Below are 16,831 nucleotides of genomic sequence, written 5' to 3' on the forward strand. Positions count from 1 at the left end.
CCTGAATCTTTTGATTAATTCGAGGTGATAATTATGGGTGAATGCTATTCATCGGTAATGGATTTTCTTTATCGGGTATCAATGTGGATTGCCGGTATCGCATTATTGGTCATGGTCGCCATTATCCCCATTGGTATATTCGCGCGTTATGTTCTGAATAACGCCCTGTCATGGCCTGAACCCGTCGCTATTCTCTGTATGGTGACATTCACCTTTATTGGCGCGGCGGTGAGCTATCGTGCAGGCTCGCATATTGCGGTAAGTATGGTGATTGACCGTCTGGGGGATGCTTCCCGCCGTTATTGCTCGGTAATCGCAGACGTTATGTTGGTGGCGATAAGCCTGTTTATCCTCTGGTACGGAACCAATCTCTGTCTTGAACTGTGGGACCAGCCCGTGGCGGAATTCCCGCTTTTAAGCGCCGGGCAAAACTATCTTCCGTTGCCGATAGGCTCTGCCATAACGCTGCTGTTTATCGCTGAAAAGATTTTCCGTGGTCCGCAGTACCAACGTCCCGTTGTCATGCTGGGATCGACCAGCTAGTTACCGCCCCCATTTCAGAAAGGAAAGCAGATGGATGCATTTATTCTCGTCTTTACGCTCGGCATTATGCTGGCGATTGGGGTACCGGTAGCGTACGCGGTTGGCATTAGCGCCATCATTGGGGCCTGGTATATTGATATTCCGCTGGAAGCGGTAATGATCCAACTGACCAGCGGGGTGAACAAGTTCTCTCTGTTAGCGATCCCATTCTTTATTCTGGCCGGGGCTATCATGGCCGAAGGGGGAATTGCGCGGCGACTGGTGAACTTTGCCTATATTTTTGTTGGTTTTATCCGCGGCGGACTGTCGCTGGTAAACATTGTGGCATCAACCTTTTTTGGTGCTATTTCCGGATCGTCTGTGGCTGATACCGCGTCCATCGGTTCGGTAATGATCCCGGAGATGGATAAAAAAGGTTATCCGCGTGACTTTGCCGCAGCGGTAACGGCCAGTGGTTCGGTACAGGCGATTCTTACGCCGCCCAGCCATAACTCGGTTATTTACTCGCTGGCGACCGGCGGCACGGTGTCGATTGCCGCACTGTTCATCGCCGGGATCCTGCCGGGGCTGCTGTTAAGCCTCAGCCTGATGGTGATGTGCGTGGCTTTTGCGCACAAGCGCGGTTATCCAAAAGGAGAACGTGTACCGTTTCGCCAGGCGCTGAAGATTTTCGTTGATACGCTGTGGGGCCTGATGACCGTTGTGATCATCATGGGCGGTATCCTGTCAGGTATCTTTACCGCAACGGAGTCTGCGGCAATTGCCTGCCTGTGGGCCTTCTTTGTCACCATGTTTATCTATCGTGACTATAAATGGTCTGAGCTGCCGAAGCTGATGTTCCGCACGGTGAAAACGGTCACTATCGTTATGATCCTGATAGGTTTTGCTGCTGCGTTCGGTGCCGTCATGACTTATATGCAGTTGCCGATGCGTATCACTGAAGCCTTCACCAGCATCTCGGACAACAAATACGTCATCCTGATGTGTATTAACATCATGCTGCTGCTGATCGGTACGCTGATGGATATGGCACCGCTGATCCTCATTCTGACGCCGGTTCTGCTGCCGGTGACCAACGCGCTCGGCATTGATCCGGTCCATTTTGGCATGATCATGCTGGTGAACTTAGGGATCGGCCTGATTACGCCGCCGGTAGGTTCGGTGCTGTTTGTGGCCAGTGCGGTGAGTAAACAGAAAATAGAGCAGGTGGTGAAGGCGATGTTGCCATTCTACCTTGTGCTATTCCTGGTGCTGATGCTCGTGACGTACATTCCGGCGATTTCGCTGTTCCTGCCGAAACTGTTTGGTGTGATGTGATAAATGCCCGGTGGCGCTCGCGCTTACCGGGCCTACAAACTATGCTTCGCCAGGCCGATAATCTTTCAGACCATGCGCACAATTATATACCCAACGGCAAAGACAAAAAGAGCAATGTAGGCCCAACTGAAATGATAAAACGCATTTCTCGCTCCACGTCCGGAGCGGGCGAGAAAGATATTTTCTTCTTGGATGTGTTTTGCAGATATCTTGCGAAATTGACGGATGTAGCCAACGCAGTACGCGAGGAAAAAGAACATCACACATGCGGAGAGGGATTTAGAGAACATAATGGCGAGTAATGTGGCCGAAATGAAAAAGAACAAGAATACGATTGCGCCCGTCGATTCTAATTGTTTTAACTCACGGCGGATGCCTTCGGCGTGCTGCTCCTGCCAGCGACGGAGCGTGCTGACGCTAAATTCGTATTTTTCACATAATACCTTATTGGATACGCCGTTTTTAGACTGCTGAAGAAAATCGGCGATTTGTTCTGCGGTAAAACGAGCTTTTGTCATTACCGGCCCTCCATGGCGCGGTCAACCTTGAGATAATCCAGAACGTCGCCTGGATTATCTTTACGCTAGAAATCAGCGACGAACGGCGATCGCTTCAATCTCGATTTTCACGTCTTTCGGCAGACGGGCAACTTCCACGCAAGAACGCGCCGGGAAGGTCGCGTTGTGTTCGGTGAAGAACGCTTCGTAGGTCGCGTTTACGGTTGCGAAATCGTTCAGGTCTTTTACGAAGACGGTCGTTTTTACGATGTCGCCCACTTTCAGGCCTGCTGCTTCAACGATAGCTTTTACGTTTTCCAGCGACTGACGTGCCTGAGCGGACACGTCTTCCGCTACGGCACCGGTTTTCGGATCGACCGGGATCTGACCGGAAGTGATTACCATGCTACCCAGGTCAACGCCCTGAACGTATGGGCCGATTGCTGCTGGTGCATTTTCCGTCGCGATAGTCTTGCTCATGATTTCTCCTGAATTACAGCGGTAGTAGAATGTTCCCGCTCATTATAGGGAGCCGGGATCTCATAACCAACCCCAATTAGTTGGCCAGCACCACATAATGCGAAAACTCTTTTTCACAGTATTTGCATTTGAGTGCGATGTCATCAGCGCGCTTTTTCACTGCAAAACTGGAGGAAACCGGCTCAGCATGGCTGATACAGTTGCTGTTCGGGCAAACCAGTACGTTGTCGATACGCTCTGGCAGGCTCGGACGTGATTTACCCACCACGTCGTAATCGTCAATGCGGTTTACCGTTGCCTGCGGGGCGTACAGGGATAGCTGGTTTACCTGCTCATCGGTCAGGAACGTGTTTTCAATTTTAATCAGGTCCTTACGGCCCATCTCGCCTGACGGCAGGTTCAGACCGATGGTGATACGCTGGTCGGTTTCCGTCAGTTTGAACAACGTCAGCAGCTTAAAACCAACCTGTGCGGGAATATGGTCAATCACGGTGCCACGTTTGATGGCTTCAACCTGCAGTTTGTTATCGTGTGTCATCTCTTTTTCTCCCTTACAGTGCCAGTTCGCTATTCAGTACCAGTGCCAGTAACGCCTGGCGGGCGAAGATGCCGTTGCCAGCCTGCTGGAAATACCAGGCGTGCGGCGTCTTGTCGACGTCGGTGGTGATCTCATCGATACGCGGCAGCGGATGCAGTACCTTCATGTTTGCTCTGGCGCCGTTCAGATCGCTGGCGCGCAGAACAAACTGCGCTTTCACGTTGGCGTATTCGGACGGGTCCAGACGCTCTTTTTGTACGCGGGTCATATAGAGGATATCGACCTCCGCCATCACCTCTTCAATAGTGCCGTGGAGGCTCCAGGCGATACCTTTTTCATTCAACATATCCAGAATGTATTGCGGCATCGCCAACGCGTCCGGGGCGATGAAGTAGAAACGGTTACCTTCGAACTTCGCCAGCGCCTGGGTCAGGGAATGGACGGTGCGGCCATATTTCAGGTCACCCACCATGGCGATGTGCAGATTGTCCAGGCGACCCTGAGTTTCCTGAATGGTGAACAGATCCAGCAGCGTTTGGGTGGGATGTTGGTTGGAGCCGTCGCCTGCGTTCAGTACCGGAACGTTACCGGAGAACTCCGTAGCCAGACGCGCGGCGCCTTCCTGCGGATGGCGCATTACGATGGCGTCGACATAGGTGCTGATGACGGAAATAGTGTCGGCCAGCGTTTCACCTTTTTTGCCCAGAGAGGTGTTGCTGCTGTCAGAGAAACCCACCACGCTGGCGCCCAGGCGGTGCATGGAGGTTTCAAAGGATAAACGGGTGCGGGTTGAGGCTTCAAAGAAGCAGCTGGCGATAACCTTATGCTTTAACAGCTCCGGCTGTGGGTTAGCTTTTAATTTCGCCGCTGTTGCGAGGACCAGATTGAGGTCATCGCGGCTGAGGTCGTTTATGGAAATGATGTGTTTTTGATAGAGCGGGTTAGCCATGTTTATCTCCTGACGCCTGGGCAAAAAAAAAGCCCCTCAATTGAGGGGCTCGGAATGGGTGATCAACGGAAAGAAAAACGGCAGGCCAGCGTCCTTTTTCAGACGCGGTAAGACAAAATGTCGTACACACTGAACCATACATCCTCCCGGCAAATTGTCCGCGATTATACTCAGCTCCGTTATGGGATCAAGCGAAAAATTCACAAATTATTCATCGCAAACGATTCTCATGAATATTCATTCACCCTGAATGCCAAACAGCAACAATGAGATAAACATGCGTTGACGCAAAATATTGGCAAATAGCAGTAGTATGGCAGACCGTTTTTTCGTATAACAACTAAAATGAAACAATGTTTTAATTAAGGGGTTTGAGATGATTGTCGGCAATATTCACAACCTGGATGCCTGGCTGCCGGAAGAGCTGCGTCAGGCGATTGAACACATTAAAGCGCATGTGACGGATGAGACGGAAAAAGGTAAGCACGACATCGACGGCGATCGTCTGTTTTATCTGATTGCTGAAGATATGACGGAGCCGTTTGCACAGCGCCGCGCCGAGTATCACGCGCGCTATCTGGATATTCAGATCCTGCTCAAAGGTCAGGAAGGCATGACCTTCAGCACGCAGCCTGCGGGCGCGCCGGAAACTGACTGGCTGGCGGATAAAGATATCGCCTTCCTACCGGAGGGGGTACAGGAAAAAACGGTGGTGCTGAACGAAGGTGATTTCGTGGTGTTCTATCCGGGCGAAGTGCATAAACCGCTGTGCGCGGTCGGTGCACCAGCGCTGGTACGCAAAGCCGTGGTGAAAATGCGGGTGGCATAAGCGTATTTGCCGGGGGCGGCTTCGCCTTACCCGGCCTACGGGAGCGCGATTGTAGGCCGGATAAGATGCTTAGCATCGCCATCCGGCATTCTTTTCATCCATGCTCTTACTTCGCCAGCGTCGCCACCATCACCGCTTTGATGGTGTGCATCCGGTTTTCTGCCTGATCAAATACGATACTGGCGGGGGATTCAAAGACCTCATCGGTCACTTCCATTCCGCCGTGCAGACCATATTCCTGTGCCATTTGTTTGCCAAGCGTGGTTTGATCGTCATGAAACGCGGGCAGGCAGTGCAGGAATTTCACCTGCGGATTGCCGGTCAACGCCATCATCGCGCTATTAACCTGGTACTTACGCAGCAGCGCAATACGTTCGGCCCACTTCTCTTTTGCTTCGCCCATTGATACCCAGACGTCAGTATAGATGAAGTCCGCGTCTTTCACGCCCGTGGCGACATCTTCGGTCAGCGTAATATTGCCGCCGTTTTTCTGTGCCAGCGCTTTGCACTCCGCAACCAGACTTTCCTCCGGCCAGCAGGCCTGCGGTGCAACCAGACGCAGATCCAGCCCGGTTAACGCGGCGGCTTCCAGCATGGAATTGCCCATATTGTTGCGGGCATCACCGGTGTAGACCAGCGTCATTTCATTAAACGTTTTACCCGGCAGGTGTTCCTGCATAGTTAACAGATCCGCCAGGAGCTGGGTGGGATGAAACTCGTTGGTTAATCCGTTCCACACCGGAACTCCGGCATATTCCGCCAGCGTCTCGACAATCTCCTGACCGTGGCCCCGATACTGAATACCGTCGTACATGCGGCCGAGCACGCGGGCGGTGTCTTTGATCGACTCTTTATGGCCAATCTGGCTGCCGCTTGGCCCGAGGTATGTCACGCGCGCGCCCTGATCGTATGCGGCAACTTCGAAAGAGCAACGGGTACGGGTTGAGTCTTTTTCGAAGATGAGCGCGATGTTTTTACCGGTGAGCTTTGCGACTTCAGTGCCGTTTTTCTTATCCGCCTTCAGCTGTGCGGCGAGCTGAAGCAGTGACGTGAGTTCAGCAGAGGTGAAATCAAGCAGTTTCAAAAAATGTTTCTGATAAAACGCAGACATGGTTCCCTCACATGGCTTAGGCCATTTATTGAATTAAAATTCAATTTATATGTATGTTTATTCATTTGCAACCTTGTTTAACAAATCTTTCCTGGAAAGGTGGAGGCAATGACAGCGGTATGTGACAATAAGAGTATCGGCAGGACATTATGAGGAACGAGCCATGGCAAACCCGGAACTACTGGAAGAACAGCGTGAAGAAACGCGCTTGATTATTGAAGAGTTACTCGAAGATGGCAGCGATCCAGACGCGCTGTACACCATCGAGCATCACCTTTCCGCGGATGACTTCGAAACCCTGGAAAAAGCGGCAGTAGAAGCCTTCAAGCTGGGTTATGAAGTGACCGAGCCGGAAGAGCTGGAAGTGGAAGAAGGCGACACGGTTATTTGCTGTGACATTCTGAGCGAATGTGCACTGAATGCGGAGTTGATCGATGCTCAGGTTGAGCAACTGATGAACCTGGCCGAAAAATACGATGTGGAATACGACGGTTGGGGCACCTATTTTGAAGACCCGAACGGCGAAGAAGGTGAAGACGGCGACGATGAAGACCTCGTCGACGAAGATGATGACGGCGTGCGTCACTAAGTCATCAACTGACCTGCGGTAGCCCAGGCTGCCGCAGGCCAAGGACAACGTATGGATTACCTGCAAATACTCTCCCCGATCCACAATTTCCTGCACTGTAAAACGCCCCAGGACTGGCTTGATAAAGCGCGGGACCCGGCAAATCTGCCTCTGTTATTGACCGATCACCTCGTCTGTGAGCTGAAAGCGGCGCAAACGGCGATGCTGCTGGTGCGTAAGTATGTCGCAGATAAACAGGGATCGCAGGCGCTGCTGGACTGGCTGAAACCCTATGAAGCGTTTGCTTTCAGAGAAGGGGATGAGCCGGATTTTATCGCGCTGAATAAACAGATAAGCAAAAGCGTGATGCCGCAAACCGACGACCCGTGGGGACGCAAGCTTATCGACAGCATGGTTTTGCTGATCAAAGAAGAGCTGCATCACTTCTGGCAGGTGCGTGAGGCGATGATGAGCCGCAACATTCCCTATATTAAGATTACCGCCAGCCGTTACGCTAAAGGCATGCTCAAAGAGGTACGCACCCACGAGCCGCTGACGCTAATCGATAAACTGATTTGCGGGGCTTACATTGAGGCGCGTTCCTGCGAAAGGTTCGCCGCGCTGGCACCGTATCTGGATGATGATCTGCAGGCGTTTTATCTGTCGCTGCTGCGATCCGAGGCCCGACACTATCAGGATTACCTGGCGCTGGCGCAGCAGGTTTCAGCCGATGATATCAGTAGCCGGGTTCGGTTTTTTGGCGAAGTAGAAGCCGCGTTGATCACCTCTCCTGACGATGAATTCCGTTTTCACAGTGGTGTGCCAGCTTAATTCCTTTCTTTGACGCGCGGTGTCCATCGCCGCGCGGATTAATCCTTCCTCTTTCTGTTAGCAAAATCTGGTGGCTGGAAATCGCTCGCTGCTGCCGTAATAATCAAAACACACGAAGGGGAAATATATCCCCGTAACAGAGATGATTTGGCATAAGGATGGTTAATGAACTGGGCACACGTTTTGTTGGCAGGTTATATCGGGGCGGTGATTGCTATCGTCGTCGGCATGTTTCGCAAAAAAGGCTGGCTGGGCAAGATCTCCGGCGCGGTGGTTTTTGTGGTGGCGATTATCGCGTGGAATCTGTTTGATGTGCACTACCTGATCCCACGCGAAAGCCCGGATTATGGTCTGACCGAAGAGCAGCAGTTTGAAAAGGCGATGCTCTCCAATCCGGCGTTTCAGGTGATTAAGGAGCAGGAACCTGAGCTGACACAAAAAATTATCAGCCAGGCTGCGCAGATGAAGAAAGCAGGGAGTAGCGAACAGCAGGTTATCGACGCGATACAGCCGCAAATTCTTCAGTTGCAAATGGCGAGATTGCAGCAGGCGCCAGATGCCAATGTCATTGAATATATGAAAATTAACCTTGAGCAGATCGCTGCTGTGGCCAAAATCGGTGATGACGAATGCTTCCGCTTTCTGTTTCCGGCAGTGAAAGGGGGGATTAATCCGGCACGTCTGGTTCCGCGTGAGATCATGAACCGTCGTATGGCGAGTGATATGAGTATGATGCGTGCTGCCTATGGTCCAAACAAACATACGGTCACGGCAGAAGAGAAACAGCTGGCGTTGCAGGATCTGCAAGCAATAAGCCCTGGGCTAGTACAGCGCTATGGGCCGGATATTCAGATCATGGCCGATCCGACTAAAGCGATCGGCAAAGAGAAGATTGCCTGTGAGATAGTGCAGGATCTCTGGTCACAGGTGCTGAAGCTGCCAACCGCCCGCGCGGCTGGCGTTATTCGACTGATGCTCTCAGCCGAGATGCAGTAACGTGGCTAAAGCCTCTCGGCGTAAGGTCAGAGGGGCTTTAACATCCGCACTTCACAATCTACGTGCCCGGTACAGCCCAGCGCTTCGCTGATATGCTCAAAGCCTAAATGTTCATACAGGCGGATTGCCTCAGTCAGAAAAGCCGTGGTCTCCAGATAGCACTGTTTAAAACCCTGCTCGCGGGCATGTTCGAGCGCCATCAGCGCCAGTTTTTTCGCCAGCCCCTGACCGCGCGCGCTCGACAGGAAGTACATCTTTTGCAGCTCGCAAATGTCTGGTTCACTACATCCTAACGGTGCAACACCACCGCCGCCCACGACTTCACCGTTTTGCTCAACCACCCAGTAGGCTGCGCCCGGCTGGCTGTAAACCTGGAACAGTTCGTCCAGATTAGGGTCGGCAACGGTATAGCCCTTATCGGCGGTAAGCCCGTATTCAGCGGAAACTTTGCGGATAACGAGGGCAATGGCGGCGTTATCATCGGCAGAAATTCGGCGCAGCGTTGCCGCGACGGAGGTAATGGCACTCATAGCGAACTCATGACATAAAAGTGAGACATATGCAGTTAATACCACTGCGGTGAGGGGAAGTGCAAGCGAGGATAATTCAATAAAAAGCCTCTGAGCATATGCGTCAGAGGCTTTATCGTCTGTGGTGTCGGATGCGCTAGACTTATCCGACCTACGTTGACGGTGCCCGTTTGCCGGATAAGCTCAGCGCTATCCGGCATAGGCGATTACAGCGCAGCGATGACCGCCTGCTGTTCAATCAGCTTCGCTTTGGCTTCTGCGTAACCGTCCAGCTTCTCACGCTCTTTGGCGATAACTGCTTCCGGTGCGCGGGCAACGAAACCTTCGTTGGAAAGTTTGCCTTCGATACGGGCAATCTCACCTTCGATTTTCGCCACTTCTTTCGCCAGACGTGCCAGCTCATCTTCTTTGTTGATGAGGCCAGCCATCGGGATCAGCAGCTCGGCGCCGTCGATGATTTTGGTCACGGAGACCGGGCCTTTGTCATCGGCTGGCAGCACGGTAATGCTTTCCAGACGTGCCAGGTTCAGCAGGAAGCTGCGGTTGTCGTTCACACGACGCATCGCATCAGCGCTGCAACCACGCAGCAGCAGCTCCAGCGGTTTGCCCGGGGCGATGTTCATTTCCGCACGGATGTTACGTACGGCGACGATCGCCTGCTTCAGCCATTCGGTATCAGCCAGCGCCGCTTCATCAACCTGTGCGGCGTTATATTCCGGGAACGGCTGCAGCATGATGGTATCTGCAGTGTTGCCGCAAATCACTTTCACGCGCTGCCAGATGGTTTCGGTGATGAACGGAATGATCGGGTGCGCCAGGCGCAGCAGACCTTCCAGCACGGTGACCAGCGTATTGCGGGTGCCGCGCAGTTCAGATTCGGAACCACCGTTCATGACCGGCTTGGTCAGCTCCAGATACCAGTCGCAGAACTGGTTCCAGGTGAACTCGTACAGAATGCCCGCGGCGATATCGAAGCGGAAGTTATCCAGCGCTTCGCGGTACGCTTTGATGGTCTGGTTGAATTCAGCGAGGATCCAGCGGTCTGCCAGAGACAGGGTCATTTCGCCGCCGTTGAAGCCGCAATCCTGATCTTCGGTGTTCATCAGCACGAAGCGGCTGGCGTTCCACAGCTTGTTACAGAAGTTACGGTAACCTTCCAGACGCTTCATGTCCCAGTTGATATCGCGACCGGTAGAGGCCAGCGCCGCCAGGGTGAAACGCAGGGCGTCGGTGCCGTGCGGCTCGATGCCGTCCGGGAACTGCTTCTCGGTACGCTTGGCAATTTTCTCAGCCAGCTGCGGCTGCATCATGTTGCCGGTACGTTTCTCCAGCAGTTCTGCCAGAGAGATACCGTCGACCATATCCAGCGGGTCAATCACGTTACCCTTGGATTTGGACATCTTCTGGCCTTCGTCGTCACGAATCAGACCGGTCATGTAGACGGTCTTGAACGGAACCTGCGGCTTGCCGTTTTCATCTTTGATGAAGTGCATGGTCATCATGATCATGCGGGCAATCCAGAAGAAGATAATGTCGAAGCCGGAAACCATCACGCTGGTTGGGTGGAACTGACGCAGCGCGTCGGTATTTTCCGGCCAGCCCAGCGTAGAGAAGGTCCACAGTGCAGAAGAGAACCAGGTATCGAGAACGTCTTCGTCCTGGCGCAGCGCAACGTCGGCACCGAGGTTGTTTTCCTGACGCACTTCGTCTTCGGTACGGCCAACGTAGACATTGCCGTCGTTGTCATACCATGCCGGGATACGGTGACCCCACCACAGCTGACGGGAAATACACCAGTCCTGAATATCACGCATCCAGGAGAAGTACATGTTTTCGTACTGCTTCGGTACGAACTGGATGTCGCCGTTCTCAACCGCTTCAACCGCCGGTTTCGCCAGCACGTCGGCACGGACGTACCACTGGTCGGTCAGCATCGGTTCGATAACCACGCCGCCACGGTCGCCGTAAGGTACGGTCAGGTCGTGCGGTTTAATTTCTTCCAGCAGGCCCAGGGCATCAACGGCGGCAACCACCGCTTTACGCGCAGCAAAACGTTCCAGCTTCTGGAACTCAGCCGGGATTTCATTGGAGTAAACGTCGGACTCTTCGCCTTTGGTGTCGTACACTTCCGCGGTTTCGCGGATGTCGCCGTCAAAGGTCAGAATGTTGATCATCGGCAGGCCGTGACGTTTCCCGACTTCGTAGTCGTTAAAGTCGTGCGCCGGGGTGATCTTCACGCAGCCGGTGCCTTTTTCCATGTCGGCGTGTTCATCACCGACGATCGGAATGCGGCGGTTAACCAGCGGCAGGACAACGAATTTGCCAATCAGATCTTTATAGCGCGGATCTTCCGGGTTCACAGCCACGCCGGTATCACCCAGTACGGTTTCCGGACGGGTGGTGGCGACGACCAGGTAATCTTTACCGTCTGCGGTTTTTGCGCCGTCAGCCAGCGGATAGCGGATGTGCCACATGGAGCCTTTAGACTCGCGGTTTTCCACTTCCAGATCAGAAATAGCGGTGCGCAGTTTCGGGTCCCAGTTGACCAGACGCTTGCCACGGTAGATCAGATCTTCTTTGTACAGGCGAACAAAGACTTCTTTCACGGCATTGGAAAGACCTTCGTCCATAGTGAAGCGTTCGCGCTCCCAGTCAACGGAGTTGCCGAGACGGCGCATCTGACGAGTAATGGTGCCGCCGGATTCCGCTTTCCACTGCCAAATTTTGTCGATAAACGCTTCGCGACCGTAGTCGTGACGGGTTTTACCTTCTTCAGCGGCAATCTTACGCTCAACCACCATCTGGGTAGCGATACCTGCGTGGTCGGTACCGGCCTGCCACAGGGTGTTTTTACCCTGCATGCGCTGGTAGCGAATCATGGTATCCATGATGGTTTGCTGGAAAGCATGACCCATATGCAAACTGCCGGTGACGTTCGGCGGCGGGATCATGATGCAGAAGGACTCTTTGCTTTCATCGCCGTTAGGTTTGAAATAGCCCTGCTTTTCCCAGTGCTCGTAAAGCGGCTGTTCGATATCTTGTGGGTTGTATGTCTTTTCCATTATTTCCAGGTTGCCGTATTCAGGTTAAAACCAGCCACGCGGTAAGCTTTGTAGCGATCGCGTGCCGATTGTTTCAAAGAATCTTCGTAAGGAACGAAGTCTATCACTTCTGTGAAAGCGGTGGCAAAATCTGCAAAGCCAACGCGCAAACTGATGAGCAGGTCGCGCGGGCTGCTATTGCGTTTCTCCGGCCAGGCAATCTCTACCGGCGCGCCGCCTCTGGGGCCTTCTCCCGCCAGATTATGCGGAACAAAACTTTCTGCCGGTCTCGCCCACAGGGCTTCATCCAGTCGAAGAGCCTGCTTTTCGTTTTCACAGGCGATCAGCACGCGCTTGCCAGCACGCCAACGTTCTGCGGCAATTTCACACACCAGTTGTTCAACGGCGCTTAAGCCATCGACGGTGTTGTCATTGTCCAGAATATAGAACGTTGCGTTTCTCATGATATGGGGCTTCTTGTTGTGGATTTAAATGCAAAGCCGGGTGGCGCTACGCTTACCCGGCCTACGGTTGAGTGACGTTGTAGGCCGGGTAAGGCGAAGCCGCCACCCGGCGTTTTACATCACTCTTCGCCGTTAAAACCGGCACGATTGAGCAGGAACTGCGACAGCAGCGCGACCGGACGACCGGTTGCGCCTTTGGCTTTCCCTGAACGCCATGCGGTACCGGCGATATCCAGGTGCGCCCAGTTGTACTTACGGGTAAAACGTGACAGGAAGCAGCCCGCGGTAATGGCACCGCCAGGACGTCCGCCGATGTTCGCCATATCCGCAAAGTTGGACTCTAACTGCTCCTGGTATTCATCACCCAGCGGCAAACGCCACGCGCGGTCACCAGCCTGCTCGGACGCACCGATCAGCTCATGCGCCAGCGGGTTGTGGTTCGACATCAGGCCGGTGATGTGATGGCCCAGCGCAATCACACACGCGCCGGTCAGGGTCGCGACGTCAATCACCGCTTCTGGCTCAAAGCGCTCGACGTAGGTTAACACGTCGCACAGCACCAGACGGCCTTCGGCATCCGTATTGAGCACTTCAACGGTCTGTCCAGACATCGTGGTCAGCACGTCGCCTGGGCGATACGCGCGGCCACCCGGCATGTTTTCACAGCCCGCTAGCACGCCGACAACGTTGATGGGGAGCTGAAGCTCGGCCACCATGCGCATCACGCCGTATACCGCTGCTGCGCCGCACATGTCGTACTTCATCTCATCCATGCCTTCGGCTGGTTTGATGGAGATACCGCCGGAGTCAAAGGTTAACCCTTTACCGACCAGCACGATCGGACGCGCGTCTTCGGACGGATTGCCTTTGTACTCGATGACCGACATCAGCGACTCGTTCTGCGAGCCGTGACCGACGGCCAGATAAGAGTGCATGCCCAGCTCTTTCATTTGTTGCTCGCCGATTACACGGGTCACAACATTTTTGCTGTAGCTGTCTGCTAGCTGGCGCGCCTGAGAGGCCAGGTAGGCGGCGTTACAGATGTTCGGCGGCATGTTGCCAAGATCTTTTGCCGCTTTAATGCCGGCGGCGATCGCCAGACCGTGTTGGATCGCACGCTCACCGCTGGTCAGTTCGCGGCGGGTCGGCACATTGAAGACCATTTTACGCAGCGGGCGACGTGGCTCGCTTTTGTTGGTCTTCAGTTGATCAAAGCTGTACAGCGTTTCCTGTGCCGTCTCAACGGCCTGACGCACTTTCCAGTAGTTATTGCGCCCTTTGACGTGCAGCTCAGTCAGAAAGCAGACGGCTTCCATTGAGCCTGTATCATTCAGGGTATTGATGGTTTTCTGAATGACCTGCTTGTACTGGCGCTCATCAAGTTCGCGCTCTTTGCCACACCCAATAAGGAGAATTCGCTCAGACAGAACGTTAGGAACATGGTGCAGCAACAGGGTTTGACCCGGTTTGCCTTCCAGTTCGCCGCGACGCAGCAGTGCGCTGATGTACCCGTCGCTGATCTTGTCGAGCTGCTCTGCAATCGGAGAGAGGCGGCGTGGTTCAAAGACACCCACGACGATGCACGCACTCCGCTGTTTCTCCGGGCTACCGCTTTTTACACTGAACTCCATGCACTACGCTCCTGAATCTTAAAGACAACGGCGGTGGCTACGGATAGAATTGCAAGCTTTCGTAACTCATACCCGCTGTTGCGGTGACTTCGTGTTAATCTTAACGTTATTACGGCATTGGCACGTCAGAACAATTTCTGAGAGGTGGATCCGTTGAGTATAATGATCTTAGCGACGATTTCGACGACTCAAGAGAATAAATGACGTTTAAGCCATGAAACAAGCTAAATTCCGGCAAAAGACGGGTTTTTACGGGCGTATTTAAAGTGATAATCATAAGATATCTGGTTCGGGAAACGCTCAAAAGCCAACTTGCGATCCTATTCATCCTGCTTTTGATCTTCTTTTGTCAAAAGTTGGTCAGGATCCTTGGTGCGGCGGTTGACGGTGATATCCCGGCAAATCTGGTGCTCTCGCTGCTGGGGCTGGGCGTGCCAGAAATGGCGCAACTTATCTTGCCCTTAAGCCTGTTCCTCGGGCTGTTGATGACGCTGGGCAAACTGTATACCGAAAGCGAAATTACGGTCATGCACGCCTGCGGGCTGAGCAAGGCAGTGCTCGTGAAAGCGGCGATGGTGCTGGCGCTGTTTACCAGTATTATTGCGGCGGTCAACGTGATGTGGGCCGGGCCGTGGTCCTCCAGACATCAGGACGAAGTCCTGGCGGAGGCGAAAGCGAACCCCGGTATGGCGGCGCTTGCTCAGGGGCAATTCCAGCAGGCGACCAACGGCAGTTCGGTGCTGTTTATCGAAAGCGTTGACGGCAGCAACTTCAAAGACGTGTTCCTCGCGCAAATCCGCCCGAAAGGCAACGCTCGTCCTTCGGTCGTCGTAGCCGATTCCGGACATCTTACCCAGATGCGTGATGGCTCTCAGGTCGTGACGCTGAACCAGGGGACGCGCTTTGAAGGTACCGCGCTGCTGCGCGATTTCCGCATTACCGACTTCCAGGATTATCAGGCGATTATCGGTCATCAGGCCGTGGCGCTGGATCCAAATGATACCGACCAGATGAACATGCGTACGCTGTGGACGACCGACACCGATCGTGCCCGTGCGGAGCTGACCTGGCGTATCACGTTAGTATTCACCGTATTTATGATGGCGCTGATGGTCGTACCGCTGAGCGTGGTGAACCCGCGTCAGGGGCGCGTGCTGTCGATGCTGCCAGCAATGCTGCTCTATTTGCTGTTCTTCCTGGTTCAGACGTCGCTGAAGTCGAACGGCGGTAAAGGTAAGCTGGATCCGGTGTTCTGGATGTGGACGGTTAACCTGGCGTATCTGGCGCTGGCGATTGTGCTTAACCTCTGGGATACGGTGCCGATGCGCCGCTTACGTGCCCGTTTTATGCGTAAAGGAGCGGTATAATGCAGCCTTTTGGTGTACTTGACCGCTATATCGGTAAAACCATTTTCACCACCATCATGATGACGCTGTTCATGCTGGTGTCGCTCTCCGGGATCATCAAGTTCGTTGACCAGCTGAAAAAAGCCGGGCAGGGGAGCTACGATGCGATGGGCGCCGGGCTGTATACCCTGCTCAGTGCGCCGAAAGATATCCAGATCTTCTTCCCGATGGCGGCGCTGCTGGGGGCATTGCTGGGGCTGGGCATGCTGGCCCAGCGTAGTGAACTGGTGGTGATGCAGGCTTCCGGCTTTACCCGTATGCAGGTGGCGTTGTCGGTGATGAAAACCGCGATTCCGCTGGTGCTGCTGACGATGGCTATCGGCGAATGGGTCGCGCCACAAGGCGAACAGATGGCGCGTAACTACCGTGCGCAGCAGATGTACGGCGGCTCGTTGCTCTCTACCCAGCAGGGGTTGTGGGCGAAAGACGGTGACAGCTTTGTCTACATCGAGCGGGTGAAAGGCGACGCAGAGTTAGGCGGGATTAGCATCTACTCGTTTAACGATAAGCGCCGTCTGCAGTCTGTACGCTACGCTGCGAGCGCGACGTTTGACCCGGAGCAGAAGGTCTGGCGTCTGGCGCAGGTGGATGAATCCAACCTGACCGATCCGAAACAAATCACCGGCTCGCAAACGGTGAGCGGCACCTGGAAAACCAACCTGACACCCGACAAGCTCGGCGTTGTGGCGTTGGACCCTGATGCGCTGTCGATTAGCGGTTTGCATAACTACGTGAAGTACCTGAAGTCGAGCGGCCAGGATGCCGGACGCTACCAGCTCAATATGTGGAGCAAAGTCTTCCAGCCGCTGTCTGTAGCGGTCATGATGCTGATGGCGCTGTCGTTTATCTTTGGTCCGCTGCGTAGCGTCCCGATGGGCGTGCGCGTGGTGACAGGGATTAGCTTTGGCTTTGTGTTCTATGTGCTGGACCAAATCTTTGGCCCACTGACGTTGGTGTACGGCATTCCGCCGATTATTGGTGCGCTGCTGCCAAGCGCCAGCTTCTTCCTGATAAGCCTGTGGCTGATGCTACGTAAGTCGTAATCATAGTAATCGTAGGCCTGATGGCGTTGTGCTTTTCAGGCCTACTCCGGACCCGTA

The 16,831-nt window shown here is 53.9% G+C and carries 21 protein-coding genes; 9 read left to right on the forward strand and 12 right to left on the reverse strand.

The genetic code is table 11. The annotated features are described in order from the left end of the window. Positions 1 to 33 precede the first annotated feature (33 nt). A complete protein-coding gene (locus OGX90_RS14410; RefSeq protein WP_020996255.1) occupies positions 34 to 543 on the forward strand; it encodes a TRAP transporter small permease in 510 nt (169 codons plus the stop codon). A gap of 30 nt (positions 544 to 573) precedes the next feature. Continuing rightward, positions 574 to 1,860, forward strand: coding sequence for a TRAP transporter large permease (locus tag OGX90_RS14415; protein WP_003830349.1), 1,287 nt, complete (start codon positions 574 to 576; stop codon positions 1,858 to 1,860). Between the two features lie 65 nt (positions 1,861 to 1,925). Here OGX90_RS14415 and OGX90_RS14420 read toward each other — a convergent pair whose 3' ends face one another. From OGX90_RS14420 to pyrL, 6 genes are all read right to left on the reverse strand, one after another. Continuing rightward, the gene (locus OGX90_RS14420) at positions 1,926 to 2,378 is read right to left on the reverse strand and encodes a transposase (protein ID WP_008786057.1); all 453 of its coding nucleotides are present in this window, start codon (positions 2,376 to 2,378) and stop codon (positions 1,926 to 1,928) included. A gap of 72 nt (positions 2,379 to 2,450) precedes the next feature. After that, positions 2,451 to 2,837 carry a 2-iminobutanoate/2-iminopropanoate deaminase gene (gene ridA, locus OGX90_RS14425; protein ID WP_000047544.1) on the reverse strand — a complete coding sequence of 129 codons (387 nt, stop codon included), beginning with the start codon at positions 2,835 to 2,837 and terminating at the stop codon, positions 2,451 to 2,453. A 76-nt stretch (positions 2,838 to 2,913) separates the two neighbouring features. Further along, positions 2,914 to 3,375: an aspartate carbamoyltransferase regulatory subunit gene (gene pyrI / locus OGX90_RS14430; RefSeq protein WP_003025816.1), complete on the reverse strand. Its 462-nt coding sequence runs from the start codon at positions 3,373 to 3,375 to the stop codon at positions 2,914 to 2,916. Positions 3,376 to 3,388: 13 nt separating this feature from the next. Continuing rightward, positions 3,389 to 4,324, reverse strand: coding sequence for an aspartate carbamoyltransferase (pyrB, locus tag OGX90_RS14435; protein ID WP_003025818.1), 936 nt, complete (start codon positions 4,322 to 4,324; stop codon positions 3,389 to 3,391). 2 nt (positions 4,325 to 4,326) lie between these two features. Further along, on the reverse strand, positions 4,327 to 4,380 hold the full coding sequence (locus OGX90_RS23850; RefSeq protein ID WP_106875647.1) for a pyrBI operon leader peptide: 54 nt from the start codon (positions 4,378 to 4,380) through the stop codon (positions 4,327 to 4,329). Then, complete coding sequence (gene pyrL, locus OGX90_RS14440) at positions 4,361 to 4,462, reverse strand: pyr operon leader peptide (protein WP_003025819.1); 102 nt, start codon at positions 4,460 to 4,462, stop codon at positions 4,361 to 4,363. Before pyrL ends, OGX90_RS23850 begins: the two co-directional genes overlap by 20 nt. Before the next feature lie 238 nt (positions 4,463 to 4,700). On the opposite strand from pyrL, the gene OGX90_RS14445 reads away from it, so the two are divergent. Further along, the gene (locus OGX90_RS14445) at positions 4,701 to 5,153 is read left to right on the forward strand and encodes a YhcH/YjgK/YiaL family protein (protein ID WP_048215052.1); all 453 of its coding nucleotides are present in this window, start codon (positions 4,701 to 4,703) and stop codon (positions 5,151 to 5,153) included. Between the two features lie 106 nt (positions 5,154 to 5,259). On the opposite strand, the gene argF is transcribed toward OGX90_RS14445, so the two are convergent. Beyond that, entirely contained in the window at positions 5,260 to 6,264 is a 1,005-nt protein-coding gene (argF, locus tag OGX90_RS14450; RefSeq protein ID WP_286576489.1) for an ornithine carbamoyltransferase, read from the reverse strand. Then, on the reverse strand, positions 6,234 to 6,329 hold the full coding sequence (argL, locus tag OGX90_RS23920; RefSeq protein WP_373371225.1) for a putative translational regulatory protein ArgL: 96 nt from the start codon (positions 6,327 to 6,329) through the stop codon (positions 6,234 to 6,236). The genes argF and argL overlap by 31 nt, the downstream gene beginning before the upstream one ends. A gap of 98 nt (positions 6,330 to 6,427) precedes the next feature. Here argL and rraB point away from each other — a divergent pair, with 98 nt between their 5' ends. From rraB to OGX90_RS14465, 3 genes are all read left to right on the forward strand, one after another. Then, complete coding sequence (gene rraB, locus OGX90_RS14455) at positions 6,428 to 6,853, forward strand: ribonuclease E inhibitor RraB (RefSeq protein WP_003025845.1); 426 nt, start codon at positions 6,428 to 6,430, stop codon at positions 6,851 to 6,853. 51 nt (positions 6,854 to 6,904) lie between these two features. Next, positions 6,905 to 7,663, forward strand: coding sequence for a tRNA isopentenyl-2-thiomethyl-A-37 hydroxylase MiaE (gene miaE / locus OGX90_RS14460; RefSeq protein WP_286576491.1), 759 nt, complete (start codon positions 6,905 to 6,907; stop codon positions 7,661 to 7,663). 165 nt (positions 7,664 to 7,828) lie between these two features. Continuing rightward, a complete protein-coding gene (locus OGX90_RS14465; protein ID WP_060682819.1) occupies positions 7,829 to 8,659 on the forward strand; it encodes a hypothetical protein in 831 nt (276 codons plus the stop codon). A 26-nt stretch (positions 8,660 to 8,685) separates the two neighbouring features. Here the strand turns inward: OGX90_RS14465 and OGX90_RS14470 are convergent, their stop codons facing one another. The 4 genes from OGX90_RS14470 to pepA all read right to left on the reverse strand — a co-directional run bounded on the left by OGX90_RS14470 (position 8,686) and on the right by pepA (position 14,325). Continuing rightward, on the reverse strand, positions 8,686 to 9,189 hold the full coding sequence (locus OGX90_RS14470) for a GNAT family N-acetyltransferase (protein WP_008786063.1): 504 nt from the start codon (positions 9,187 to 9,189) through the stop codon (positions 8,686 to 8,688). Positions 9,190 to 9,395: 206 nt separating this feature from the next. Continuing rightward, positions 9,396 to 12,251, reverse strand: a complete 2,856-nt coding sequence (locus tag OGX90_RS14475) for a valine--tRNA ligase (RefSeq protein ID WP_008786064.1) — start codon at positions 12,249 to 12,251, stop codon at positions 9,396 to 9,398. Then, positions 12,251 to 12,694, reverse strand: a complete 444-nt coding sequence (holC, locus tag OGX90_RS14480; RefSeq protein ID WP_003830256.1) for a DNA polymerase III subunit chi — start codon at positions 12,692 to 12,694, stop codon at positions 12,251 to 12,253. The genes OGX90_RS14475 and holC overlap by 1 nt, the downstream gene beginning before the upstream one ends. A gap of 119 nt (positions 12,695 to 12,813) precedes the next feature. Continuing rightward, a complete protein-coding gene (gene pepA, locus OGX90_RS14485; RefSeq protein ID WP_003025870.1) occupies positions 12,814 to 14,325 on the reverse strand; it encodes a leucyl aminopeptidase in 1,512 nt (503 codons plus the stop codon). Between the two features lie 153 nt (positions 14,326 to 14,478). Between pepA and OGX90_RS14490 the strand changes: the two genes are divergently transcribed. From OGX90_RS14490 to lptG, 3 genes are all read left to right on the forward strand, one after another. Further along, a complete protein-coding gene (locus tag OGX90_RS14490) occupies positions 14,479 to 14,529 on the forward strand; it encodes a hypothetical protein (protein ID WP_212723231.1) in 51 nt (16 codons plus the stop codon). 62 nt (positions 14,530 to 14,591) lie between these two features. Beyond that, positions 14,592 to 15,692, forward strand: a complete 1,101-nt coding sequence (gene lptF / locus OGX90_RS14495; protein WP_032942200.1) for an LPS export ABC transporter permease LptF — start codon at positions 14,592 to 14,594, stop codon at positions 15,690 to 15,692. After that, positions 15,692 to 16,774 carry an LPS export ABC transporter permease LptG gene (gene lptG, locus OGX90_RS14500; RefSeq protein WP_043018254.1) on the forward strand — a complete coding sequence of 361 codons (1,083 nt, stop codon included), beginning with the start codon at positions 15,692 to 15,694 and terminating at the stop codon, positions 16,772 to 16,774. Before lptF ends, lptG begins: the two co-directional genes overlap by 1 nt. Positions 16,775 to 16,831 lie beyond the last annotated feature (57 nt).

The organism is Citrobacter sp. Cpo012, from assembly GCF_030333015.1.
GTDB lineage: Bacteria > Pseudomonadota > Gammaproteobacteria > Enterobacterales > Enterobacteriaceae > Citrobacter > Citrobacter portucalensis.